Here is an 11418-nt window from a genome sequence, read left to right on the forward strand (position 1 = left end):
ATCAGCGCTCGCTGCACAAACGCAGACAGGGCCAAGTGCCACAGACAGATTGAACAAGGAAACGGATCATGATGAGACTGAAAAATATTGTATTGCCCGCTTTGCTCGGCTGTTGGCTGAGTGCATGCATGTCATCGTCGCTGGCAGACGACTCCGTCAGCCTGGTCGAGAAGCAGGTGTTTACGACGCAGAACTTTTCCACCTACAACGGCCAACAGATCGCAGAGGTCAATGTCGGCTGGGAAGCCTACGGCGAACTCAATGCCGCCAAAGACAATGTCATTCTGATCACGCACTTTTTCTCCGGCAACAGCCATGCGGCCGGACGCTACGCTGCGAACGATGCATTGCCCGGATACTGGGATGCGCTTATCGGCCCTGGCAAAGCGATAGACACCGACACCTACTACGTGATCAGTTCCGATACCCTTGTCAACCAGGAACCACACAACCCGATGGTGACCACCACCGGCCCGGCCAGCATCAATCCGGCCACCGGCGAGCCGTACGCTCTGGACTTCCCGGTCGTCACCATTCGTGATTTTGTCAATGTGCAGAAAGCCCTGCTCGACAGCCTGGGCGTGGAGAAACTGCACGCTGTTGTCGGTGCCTCAATGGGATCGTTGCAGGCACTGGACTGGGCCACGGCCTACCCGGACTTTGTTGAACGGGTCATTTCCGTAATTGGCGGCGGCGCCGTTGACCCATGGACCATCGCCACCTTGCAGCAATGGGCCAATCCGATCATCGCTGATCCAAACTGGAATGATGGCAACTATTACAATGCTGACGCACCCACGAAGGGTTTGCGTCAGGCACTGTCCATGGTGACCCTGCAAGCCATGCATCCGCAAATGTTCAATCAGATTTACGCCAGCAGTTCTCCGCGGGAAACAGCGCCGCTGCATGACATCCGCGAAAACTTCTCGGTCGTCAATCAGCTTAATGCGGCGGCACAAACCCGCACCACCTTTGCTGACGCCAATCATCTGCTGTACCTGGTGCGCGCCAACCAATTGTTCATGGCCGGCTTTGCCCGGGACCTGGCTGCCGGCCTGATGCCGGTTACCGCCAAAACACTGTTTCTGCCGTCCAGCAATGACCTGTTGTTGCAGCCCTATCTCGCGCAGGAAGCACACAACACGCTGCAGTCGCTGGGCAAGGAATCCTACTATGAGGAGATCGATGGTCCCTGGGGCCACCTGAATGGTGTTTACATGCTGGAACAGAAAGCGGGCCTGATAACTGATTTCCTGACCAGCGATTGAAACAGGTTGCAGGAAATCAGGTTTAATTGTGCGTTGCAGCTCGCAAACTGAAGCCATTCAGGATCCCTACCCAAGAGCCGGGTCTTGCTCTACAATCGGGGTCAAATCCAACCATCAAGACGAGCCTTAACCATGATTTCCTCACCCGATCAGCACATTATTTATCAGGTCTCCCAAGGTGTTCTGGTTATCCAGATTGATCGACCCGACAAAAAAAACGCGCTCACCCAGACCATGTATGGCGCACTGGCCCAGGGCATCGTGGCAGCGGACAAGGACGACGAGATAAAAGTTATCCTGATTCGCGGGACAGAGGCGTGTTTTACCAGCGGCAACGATGTTAATGATTTTGTTAAATCACCTGATCTGGGGACTGAACGCCCGTCAGTGCAGTTCATGAAAGCCATTGGCCATGCCCGCAAACCGGTGATTGCGGCGGTGGGCGGCTTGGCCATCGGCATCGGTACCACCATGTTGCTGCACTGTGACCTGGTGTACGCCGCCGAGGAATCGTTCTTACAGTTGCCGTTTACCCGCCTGGGGCTGTGCCCGGAAGCCGGGTCCAGCCTTTTGCTGCAACAGATAGTCGGACACCAGCGCGCCAGCGAACTGCTCTTGCTGGGCGAACGCTTTTCGGCGCAGAAAGCCAAGGACTACGGTATCATCAATGAAGTACTGCCAGCGGCCGGTTATCTGGAACACGCCATGACCAAGGCGCATGAACTCGCCCGCCTGCCAGCGGATGCAGTACAGACATCGAAGGCGCTGATCAAACGCAATCAGGCAAAGCCGCTGGACGACATCATCACCACGGAGCTGACAGAGTTCGCCCGGCTACTGCAAACGCCGGATGCGCAGGCCGTATTTCAGGCCTTTCTCAACAAAAAGTCCCGTGCCTGATTGATCCGCTGCGCCAGATAATCCGAGCCGCCGCGATCCGGATGCATCTTCTGCATCAGGCGGCGGTGCGCAGTCGTGATGGCTTCGCGCGAGGCACCGCTGTCCAGACCCAGAATCTCCAGCGCCAATGGCTCAGTCATCATGGAGTCACTGCTGGCAGGTCGCGACTGCTCTGAGCTGTCGGCGTCAGCATGCGCCTGCCAGTCGGGGAACATGCGATCCAGGTAAGCTTCCAGCAATTGTATTGAATCAGCATCCTGGCGGCACTCGCCGGCAAGACTTAGCAGATCTTCCAGCGCCAGGGTCGACAGCTGTTTGCCGGCAAAACGTCCGGCCAGGACTTCTCCATCCATGGCGCCGGTGCTGTGCGTCAGCTCCATCGCCAGCCAGCGTGTGTTGATTGCAGACACACCCGGGCCGGCCGAGTCCCCGCGCGGCGATGACGACTGCGACTGATACTTGGGTCGTAACATGGGCAGTATGCGCATCAGCCAGTGACCATTGCGCAACAGGAACGTGAGCAGAAACAGAAACGGTGCCGCCAGTGCCTGCACCGGCAGACGACCCATCACGATCAACACCATGATCACCAGCAGCGCGGCAGCCAGCCCCACCAGCCACTTGAACTGGCGCGCGGTCAGAGAATACCGCTGACTGAGTCGGCGCAGGCCCCAATAGGCCAGCCATGCCAGCACCAGCGGAGCCAATAAACGAAGGATAATCAAATAGTTGTCCTCAACGTGACAATTGGTGTCCGAGCAGCTTTACCGCTGGATGCGCTTTTTTGCTGAAATCCTGCAAGGCCTTGAGGCCGCCGCTGGCATAAACCGCCACCGCTTTCAGCAGGTCCCGCAACTGATCGGCACTGTCACGATCAAACGGCGAATAGGCACCACCGGAAAGACGCGCCATCTCGACAAAACAACGGCGCGCCGTGGCCTCATTGCCTTCCTGGAACAGGAACAGTGGGACATTCAGCAGCCCCAGCTCGCCGGCGCGCTGACACAGAACATCCATGTTCTCCTCCATACAGTCGCCTATGTATACCACGGCGTGAATTCTGGACTGGCGTGTTTCCGCCTTAACATGATCCAGTAACCTCCCGATCTTGGTGATGCCGGCCTGACAGCGGATCCCGGTCATCCTGGAGAGCAGGGGCGCGGTCTCCAGATACCACTCGCTGGCATAGAACTCCGTGATACCGCGGAAGTAGCACAGCTGCACCTGCAAGCCACCCAGCGACTGGGCGCTGCTGAACATCTCCGCCTGCAGTTGCATGGCCTGATCCCAGGTGGCTTCACGGCTGGCTGTGGCGTCCAGCGCAAACACCAGTCGACCCGCCGCATTGCCGGTCTGGACCGGTGGCATGGCGGCGACTTTCTGCAAAAATGCATCCAGTTCCGGGCGTGATGCCACCGACTGGTTGCCAGCGTCCGGCTTTGTATCGGCGTTTGCCTTGGGATTGAACATTTTTTCGATATCTTTCATAGTACCGACGATTGTAGCTGAATCAGAACTAATTGTGACATTTCACCTTTTGAACTTGAACAAAAGCGAAATGCGGCCTACCCTTAGAGCTTGGAAGATAAAATACGACGGTACACTACAGTACTGCTTACCTCCATCAGTCACTAATAATATGTGGAGATCCTACCCGTGACCCCTAAACTCACACGCAGACGATTTATCAAAAGCGTGATATTTTTCGGAGCGGCTGCATCCAGCGGCGCCGGATTCTATCTCGCATCAGCGGCGGCCCAGCGGCCCGCCGGGGGCGTCGAGCGCCTTGTGTCGCTTAACGTCAACGGGCGCACGCGCCGCGTCGACGTGACACCCCAGGAAACGCTGGCTCACACCCTGCGCTACAAACTTGGCCTGACCGGCACCAAAATCGGCTGTAACCGAGGTGAGTGCGGCGCCTGCACCGTGACCATAGACGACGTTACCAACTACGCCTGCTCCACCCTGACGCACTCCGTAAAAGGACGCCAGGTGGTCACCGTGGAAGGTCTGCGCGCCGCCGACGGCACCCTGCACGCAGTTCAGCAGGCATTCATTGATGAGCTTAGCCCGCAGTGTGGTTTCTGCACGCCGGGTCAGATCATGTCCGCAGTTGCACTGCTGAAGACAAACCCACGGCCAACCCGCGACGAAGCGCGTCAGGCGCTGTCTGGCAACCTGTGTCGCTGTGGTGCTTATGATCACTATCTGAATGGCGTGATGCGCGCCTCGGGGCAATTGTCATGACATATAAACATATTGGTAAGAACTTTACGCCGCCGGATATCGAAGCCAAAGTTACCGGCGCCGCCCGCTACGCTGAAGACTTTAAACGCGAAGGCATGGTATTTGCGCGACTGCTGACCAGTCCGCTGCCTGCCGGGCGCATTGTCAACATCGATTACTCTGAAGCACTGGCAATGGACGGCGTGGTCGGCATTCTGACCACCGAAGACCTGCCGCAGGCGGCTCCGCCCGCCAACCCGGCACTGGCATCAGATATCATTACCTACATCGGCCAGCCTATCCTGGCAGTTGCTGCGGTGACCGAAGAGATTGCCGAAAACGCAATCGAAAAGATCCGCATCGATTTTGAGCGTCGCCCATTTGTGGTAGACCCTCTGGACACTCTCGTCGAGGGTGGCCCCAACCCCTACCCGACCGGTAATACGCTGGTACGCAACGCTGGTGACGCCGCTGCGGGCACTACCGCATCAGGCACTGACGTGGGCGAAGTGAAGTGGTCACGTGATGCCATTAACGCCTTCCGTGCCGGTCAGGTTCCGGAAGGCGCCAACTTCCCGGAAGAGTGGGCATTTGGTGAGCTGGAAGCAGAATTCGCACAGTGCACCACGATTGTTGAAGAGCCTTTTGTCACCATCGGCCAGCCTCACCATGCGCTGGAGCCACGCACCGGCATGGCATACTGGGAAAATGGCCGTTGTTTCTTCCACGGTTCACTGCAGAGTCACACCATCGGTATTGCACCGCTGGCAGGCATGCTGGGCATCGATCCGGCCAACCTGGTGTTCATCAACGAGAACACCGGCGGCGGCTTCGGCGGCAAGATCTTCCCGTATCCGGTCATGGCTGTCACCGGCCACCTGGCGCGCAAGATCAATCGCCCGGTACAACTGCGTATTACCCGGGAAGAAGAGTTCTACATTGGTTCTGCACGCTCCGGCATGCAGGGTCGCATGAAGCTGGGCCTCAAGCCCAACGGTGACGTCGGCGCAGTCGACGTGATCATCGTTGGTGACGCCGGCTCAGGCGGCGGTGCCAGCAACAGTTCAGCAGCCGAGCACATCTCCCTGATGCTGCAACCGGCAGCCATGCGTTTCCGTGGCGTAACACTGTATACCAACACCACGCCCCGTGGCGCCCAACGTGGCCCGGGCCAGAACGAGATGGCCGCCGTGTTGGCGCCGATCTTTGACAAGGCTATCCGCCAGGCCGGCCTCGACCGCATGACGGTTCGCCGTCAGAACGCACCAGTCAGCGAAGACCTGATTGGTCCACGTCGCGGCGCCCTGACCAGCGCGTTTTTCCCGCAGGCCATTCAAATGGGTGCGGACATGTTCAGCTGGGATGAGCGCATGCAGCGTTCCGGTCAGCGTAATGGTAACAAGGTGACCGGTATCGGCCTGGGCATGGGTTATCACTCAGCCGGCGCCAGCGGTTACGACGGCCTGTGCCGAATCGGCACGGACGGTCGCCTTTACCTGCACACCGGTGTCGGCAACCTGGGGACGTACTCGTACGCGTCTGTTGTCCGCACCGCTGCGGAAGTACTCAAAGTGGACTGGAATAACTGCGAAATCGTTCGCGGCAACTCTGACCTGCACCTGCCTTACAGCACGTACCAGGCCGGCAGTAACACCATGTTCACGGAAGTGCGCACAAACTTTGTAGCCGCACAGGACGCCCTGCGCAAGCTCAAGGACATCGCCGCCGCGGATCTGGGCGGCGTGGCTGATGATTATGAAATCGACGGCCAGCGTGTATACCTGACCAGCAACGCCGAGCAAGGCATGACATATGCGGAAGCGGCGCAGCGCGCTGTGGAGATGGGCGGTGAATACAGCGGTGAGACATTCCCTGATGAGCTTAATGATGTCACCAAACGCTCGGTACAGGGCCTTGCCGGCACCGGCCTGATTGGTGTGGCCAAGGACAGCCGTCACTCGGGTACTGTTCCGTCCATGACCATCGGTTTCATGGAAATCGAACTGGATCTGGGCACAGGCAAATATGACATTGTGGATTACACCGCTGTTGCAGACTGTGGCACCATCATCCACCCGCTGGGCTTCAGCCAAAGCATGAACGGCGGCGGCGTATGGGGTGTGGGTCTGTCAGGCTACGAGCGTCATGTCTACGATCCTCAGAATGGTCTGTCGGCTAACGTTGGACTGTACCAGGCGAAAATCCCGACCTATCTGGATGTTGCCCAGAACAACAACACTGCCGGACTTAATATCCCGGATCCGCAGAGTCCGATGGGCTCACGCGGGGTCGGGGAGCCTTCACAGGGCTGCGCGGCAGCGGCACTTTCCAGCGCCATATCCGACGCACTCGGTGGTCACTTGTTCAATCGCGCACCGGTGACACCGGACATGATCATCAATCATGTAGCGCAACTGGACCATTTCAACACCGGCGACCTGAAAACGAACACATTCTGAGGTATAAATTATGCCAGCTTATGACAATATGCCAGCGATGGAGCTCTACCAGCCGGTGCAGGTTGAGGACGCTTTAGCCCTCGCCTCCCGTCTGGCAGACAGAGGATGGTTGCTCGGTGGCGGTCAGGACACCTACGGGTGGATCAAAGACCGTGCCAAACGCCCAGAGGCACTGATTGACCTGAACGGTATCGAATCGATGCGCGGAATCCGGGAAACCAGTGATGGCATCGAAATCGGTGCCTTGGTTACCTTGACCGAAATCGGAAGCAACCCGCTGATCCGTGAGCGTTATGAACTGCTCGCAAAAGCAGCATCAGCAGTGGCCAGTCCACAGATACGCAATGTCGGCACCATCGCCGGCAACGTGTCTCAGGACGTGCGCTGCTGGTACTACCGACGCGGTCTGGACTGCTACCGTGCCGGTGGCAACCTGTGTTATGCCGACACACCGGAAGCACAGAACCGCGAGCACGCGTTGTTCAATGCCAGCCGTTGCGTTGCCGTCACGCCGAGTGACACCGGCCCTGCCCTTGTCGCTCTGGAAGCACAGATGGTCATCAATCGAGAAGGCAGTCAACGCGTAGTCTCAGCAGAGGACTTCTTTGTTGGACCCGCGATTAACATCACCAGCACCACCGTCATGGAACCCGACGAGATTCTGACCGCGGTCAGAATTCCGGCTAAATGGGCAAATGCCGAGTATTTTTACGAGAAAGTGGCCGACCGTAATGTCTGGGATTTTGCCCTGGTCAGCATGGCCGCAGTCATGCGTACCGAAGGTGGCAACATTCAGGAATCACGTCTGGTCTGTGGTGCCGTGGAATGTACGCCACGTCGTCTGCGCTCTGTTGAGCAGGCCATTCAGGGTCAGCCACGTAACCAGGCGACAGCCGACATGGTTGCCGGTATGGCCAGTGAAGGCGCTCAGCCGCTGACGCACAACCACTTCAAGATGCCATTGATGGACAGTCTTGTTGAGCGTGTACTGACAGCGTAAGCGTTTGCCAAAGCGTTAAGACGTTTCAATCAAAAAAGGCAGCTGCCCGCAAGGACAGCTGCCTTTTTTGTTGCCCACCACTTTTGAATAGTAAGCCAAGGTCAAGTCCGTCATCACGTCAACGCATCAATGCCACAGATTTGATCAGCGCAAAAACGCTCTGCCCGGCCGCCAGCCCCAATTGTTGCGCCGACCATGGCGTGATCTCGATCAGCAGCGTTTGCCCATCCTGCAGAGTGGTATCAAGCAGGACACGGTTGTCCGGCAGCTCATGTAACTGACGAATGGTCACCACCAGATGATTGCGGATACTGATACGCGCCGGATCGTCCAGCGCAACGCTGACATCGCGCGCCAGCACGCGCAGCCGGGTCGGACCGCTAACAGTAGCGTCGGGCGCCTGCACCCGCAGCTGCGAGCCTTCCGGTCCGAACAACCGCATGCCGTGTTCGTCGGCGGCCCCGAGGGCACCTTCCAGCACCGATGACGGCCCTTCGTCGGCAAACAGCGGGGAGTCCGGTTTGGCCAACGCCTGCTGCAAGGAACAAAGCGCATCGATCCGGCCATCACGCATAAACACCACGCGATCGGCCAGGCGCTGCACCTCGTCGGGTGCGTGGGTAATCAGTGCCATGGGAATACCGGACGCCTGCGCCAGCCGCGACAGAAAGGGCATGATTTCGCGTTTGGTCTGCGTATCCAGCGCTGCCAGAGGCTCATCCAGCAGCAACAGTTGAGGACTACACAACAATGCCCGTCCCAGCGCCACGCGTTGCTTTTGCCCCCCTGAAAGCTCATCGACCGGGCGCGACAATAATGACTCCAGGCCCAGCATGGCGCTGACTTCCGGTAGTTGCAGACGGCGCAGTTCAGGCGGTGTGCGCTTGTAACCGTAGAGCAGATTGCCAGTCACTGACAAATGAGGCAGCAAGCTGGCTTCCTGGAACACCAGTCCCAGTCGACGTTTTTCCACCGGCAGCCAATGCGAGTCGCTTTGCCAGCATTCATCACCAAACCATACCTGTGCGTTCCTGACCCGCTCAAGACCAGCGATGATGCGCAGCAGAGTGGTTTTGCCGCAACCGGAGCGACCGAACAGCGCGGTCACGCCCTGCGCCGGCCATCGGGTATCGACATCGAGTTTAAAATCGCCACGCTGCAGCTGTGCTCTTATCTGCAGGCTCATACTTTGGCCACCTGGAATCGGCGATTGATGCTGTACACCACAAACAGCACCACAAACGAGAACACCACCAGCAGCAGCGAAAGCCGGTGCGCAGCAGCATAATTCATGGCTTCGGTATGCTCGTAGATCAATATCGACAACACCTTGGTTTCGCCGGGGATACTGCCACCCAGCATCAGAATCACCCCGAATTCACCCACTGTGTGGGCAAAACTCAGCGTTGCCGCGACAATAAAACCGCCCCGGCACAGCGGCAGGATGACGGTGACAAACCGATCAACCATGCCGGCACCCAGCGACGACGCCACTTCCACATGGCGTCGCCCCAGATTGTTGAACGCTTCCAGCAGAGGCTGCACTGCGAACGGCATCGAGTACAGCACCGAAGCCAGCAAAATACCTTCAAACGAAAACGCCAGATGGCTCAACCCCATACTCTCCAGCGTACTGCCGACAGGCCCCCGGGGGCCAAGTGTCACCAACAGATAAAAGCCAAGCACAGTGGGTGGGAGTACCAACGGCAGTGCCACCACCGTCTGGACCACAACACGCAACGCTGATTTCCCACTGGCCAGCCACCAGGCCAGTGGCGTGGCAATTACCAGCAGTATCACAGTGGTAAAAAAACACAGGGTCAGTGTCAGCTGGATCGCCTGCCAGTCGGCAGCACTCAACTCAAACATGGTCGCTGTTACTCCACTGTCGCGCCGCGTCAATCATCAACATCAAACCCGTTGTCGCGAAACACTGCCTGAGCGGCAGGCGTTGACAGAAACTGCGTAAACGTCGCGGCGACTGCATTGTCGGCGCCACGGCGGGTCACAACATAACCCTGCTCCAGCGGCTGATGCAGTGCCGCGTCGATCACCGTATAACCACGTGCGGCCAGCTCAGGCTGCCTCACCAGCGACAACGCGATGATTCCGACGTCGGCAGCACCGGATTGCGCCATCTGTGCAACCTGGGATATATTTTCACCAAACACCAGCTTGTCTTCGACATCATCCCATACACCAACTGCCTGCATGGCTTCACGGGCACGCTGACCGTAGGGCGCCACGGTGGGCTGAGCGATGGCTACTCTACCGATGCGCTCAGCGCCAAGATCCTGCAGGGTCATGGCGGAGGCGTCAACATTGAAACTCCATAGCGCTATCCGGCCTTTGGCGTAGACCTGCGGCTCGGTTGCCGCAGCGCCTTCGTCAGCCAGCCGCCGGGGAAAGTCCATATCGGCAGACATAAAAAAATCGAAGGGCGCGCCATTGAGGATCTGTGCAGTCAGTCTGCCAGAGGCTCCGTAAATGATGACGATGTCGTGCTGTGGATACTCTGACTTGTACGCCGCCACCACCCTGTCCAGCGTCGGACGCAGAGACGACGCGGCGGCAATCGTCATCTGCTGGGCATATGACAATGGTGCCGACAACATCGCACCAATGCTCAGCAGCAAGGTAAGCATCAGTTTCATGATGACACGCCAAGAATGACATGCGACGCCTTGATCAGGGCACAGACTTTGGTGCCTTCGCTCAACGCCAGTTCATCCAGGCTCGGCCGAGTGATAATCACTGCCAGGGTATTGCCGCCCGCCAGTGCCAGCACCACTTCGGCATTGACCTCTCCGGCGACGATACGGGTCACGCTGCCACACAGACGGTTGCGCGCCGACGTGCGGATGTTGTCACTGGCCAGCGCCAGAATAATCCAGGACGCCTTGATGATGGCCTGAACTTCACGACCCGGCTCCAGTGTCAGCTCTTGAGCGCTTTCGCGGGTGACGATGGCATGCAGAGTGTCGCCGCCCGGCAGACGTAAATTGACCTCAGTGCTCACGCCGCCCTCATGCACACTCTGCACCGTTCCCGCCAGCACATTACGGGCGCTGCTTTTCATACTCAGCCTCCTCATCATCGCCAGCGATTTGCCCAGGTCACCCTCAGCCTTCAACCGGGCCATAAACTCACTCTGTAAACTCTGCAAACGACTCAGATCCCTGATCACCTGACTGCCTTCTGCGCTCAACCGCGCACCACCACCGCCACGGCCACCATGCTGCACATCTACCAGCACGGTGCCGGCCAGATTGTTCATCGCATCCACAGCGTCCCAGGCGGCCTTGTAGGTCATCCCGACATGCCTGGCGGCAGCGCTGATGGAACCGTGTTCGGCAATGGCCATCAGCAACGCAAGACGGCGCGGTGATATTTCGCCGAGATCGGTGGCCAGCGACAAGGGCGCCACAAACTCACCTACCCTTTGCGAGGTGTTTTTCTGACGATCTGCTGCCATATCAATACACTGCCCCCAATCCAACATATAGCCAGGTATATCTTGAAAGCAATGATATATACCTTGCTATATATTGCAAGCATTCGACGC

General features: G+C 58.1%; 11 protein-coding genes. 5 read left to right on the plus strand and 6 right to left on the minus strand.

What is annotated here, in order from left to right:
* Positions 1-68: 68 nt before the first annotated feature.
* Positions 69-1268 (plus strand): E22 family MetX-like putative esterase, encoded by a 1200-nt coding sequence (locus ENH71_RS14970; RefSeq protein ID WP_294130659.1) that lies wholly within the window; start codon positions 69-71, stop codon positions 1266-1268.
* A 132-nt stretch (positions 1269-1400) separates the two neighbouring features.
* Entirely contained in the window at positions 1401-2168 is a 768-nt protein-coding gene (locus tag ENH71_RS14975; protein ID WP_294130657.1) for an enoyl-CoA hydratase, read from the plus strand.
* On the opposite strand, the gene ENH71_RS14980 is transcribed toward ENH71_RS14975, so the two are convergent.
* The gene (locus tag ENH71_RS14980; RefSeq protein ID WP_294130654.1) at positions 2135-2893 is read right to left on the minus strand and encodes a J domain-containing protein; all 759 of its coding nucleotides are present in this window, start codon (positions 2891-2893) and stop codon (positions 2135-2137) included. The two genes, ENH71_RS14975 and ENH71_RS14980, sit on opposite strands and share 34 nt — an antisense overlap.
* Before the next feature lie 10 nt (positions 2894-2903).
* Entirely contained in the window at positions 2904-3638 is a 735-nt protein-coding gene (locus ENH71_RS14985) for a VWA domain-containing protein (RefSeq protein WP_294137924.1), read from the minus strand.
* Between the two features lie 186 nt (positions 3639-3824).
* Here ENH71_RS14985 and ENH71_RS14990 point away from each other — a divergent pair, with 186 nt between their 5' ends.
* Genes ENH71_RS14990 through ENH71_RS15000 form a run of 3 tightly spaced genes read left to right on the plus strand, consistent with a single transcriptional unit; the run spans position 3825 to position 7853 of the window.
* Positions 3825-4415 carry a (2Fe-2S)-binding protein gene (locus ENH71_RS14990; protein WP_294130648.1) on the plus strand — a complete coding sequence of 197 codons (591 nt, stop codon included), beginning with the start codon at positions 3825-3827 and terminating at the stop codon, positions 4413-4415.
* On the plus strand, positions 4412-6853 hold the full coding sequence (locus ENH71_RS14995) for a xanthine dehydrogenase family protein molybdopterin-binding subunit (protein ID WP_294130645.1): 2442 nt from the start codon (positions 4412-4414) through the stop codon (positions 6851-6853). The genes ENH71_RS14990 and ENH71_RS14995 overlap by 4 nt, the downstream gene beginning before the upstream one ends.
* A 10-nt stretch (positions 6854-6863) precedes the next feature.
* Complete coding sequence (locus ENH71_RS15000) at positions 6864-7853, plus strand: FAD binding domain-containing protein (protein WP_294130642.1); 990 nt, start codon at positions 6864-6866, stop codon at positions 7851-7853.
* A 118-nt stretch (positions 7854-7971) separates the two neighbouring features.
* On the opposite strand, the gene modC is transcribed toward ENH71_RS15000, so the two are convergent.
* From modC to modE, 4 genes are read right to left on the minus strand one after another with little or no spacing between them, the layout of a single operon-like run.
* On the minus strand, positions 7972-9039 hold the full coding sequence (gene modC / locus ENH71_RS15005) for a molybdenum ABC transporter ATP-binding protein (protein ID WP_294130639.1): 1068 nt from the start codon (positions 9037-9039) through the stop codon (positions 7972-7974).
* Positions 9036-9722, minus strand: a complete 687-nt coding sequence (modB, locus tag ENH71_RS15010) for a molybdate ABC transporter permease subunit (RefSeq protein ID WP_294130637.1) — start codon at positions 9720-9722, stop codon at positions 9036-9038. Before modB ends, modC begins: the two co-directional genes overlap by 4 nt.
* A 29-nt stretch (positions 9723-9751) precedes the next feature.
* The gene (gene modA / locus ENH71_RS15015) at positions 9752-10507 is read right to left on the minus strand and encodes a molybdate ABC transporter substrate-binding protein (protein ID WP_294130635.1); all 756 of its coding nucleotides are present in this window, start codon (positions 10505-10507) and stop codon (positions 9752-9754) included.
* Positions 10504-11328 carry a molybdenum-dependent transcriptional regulator ModE gene (gene modE, locus ENH71_RS15020; RefSeq protein ID WP_294130634.1) on the minus strand — a complete coding sequence of 275 codons (825 nt, stop codon included), beginning with the start codon at positions 11326-11328 and terminating at the stop codon, positions 10504-10506. The genes modA and modE overlap by 4 nt, the downstream gene beginning before the upstream one ends.
* Positions 11329-11418: the final 90 nt, after the last annotated feature.

This window comes from Pseudohongiella sp., from assembly GCF_011050365.1.
In the GTDB taxonomy this organism is placed as follows: Bacteria; Pseudomonadota; Gammaproteobacteria; order Pseudomonadales; family Pseudohongiellaceae; genus Pseudohongiella.

Coding starts and splice junctions, on each gene's coding strand:
- ENH71_RS14970 (WP_294130659.1), top strand. CDS start 69: ATGATGAGACTGAAAAATATTGTATTGCCCGCTTTGCTCGGCTGTTGG.
- ENH71_RS14975 (WP_294130657.1), top strand. CDS start 1,401: ATGATTTCCTCACCCGATCAGCACATTATTTATCAGGTCTCCCAAGGT.
- ENH71_RS14985 (WP_294137924.1), bottom strand. CDS start 3,638: ATGTTCAATCCCAAGGCAAACGCCGATACAAAGCCGGACGCTGGCAAC.
- ENH71_RS14995 (WP_294130645.1), top strand. CDS start 4,412: ATGACATATAAACATATTGGTAAGAACTTTACGCCGCCGGATATCGAA.
- ENH71_RS15000 (WP_294130642.1), top strand. CDS start 6,864: ATGCCAGCTTATGACAATATGCCAGCGATGGAGCTCTACCAGCCGGTG.
- modC (WP_294130639.1), bottom strand. CDS start 9,039: ATGAGCCTGCAGATAAGAGCACAGCTGCAGCGTGGCGATTTTAAACTC.
- modB (WP_294130637.1), bottom strand. CDS start 9,722: ATGTTTGAGTTGAGTGCTGCCGACTGGCAGGCGATCCAGCTGACACTG.
- modA (WP_294130635.1), bottom strand. CDS start 10,507: ATGAAACTGATGCTTACCTTGCTGCTGAGCATTGGTGCGATGTTGTCG.
- modE (WP_294130634.1), bottom strand. CDS start 11,328: ATGGCAGCAGATCGTCAGAAAAACACCTCGCAAAGGGTAGGTGAGTTT.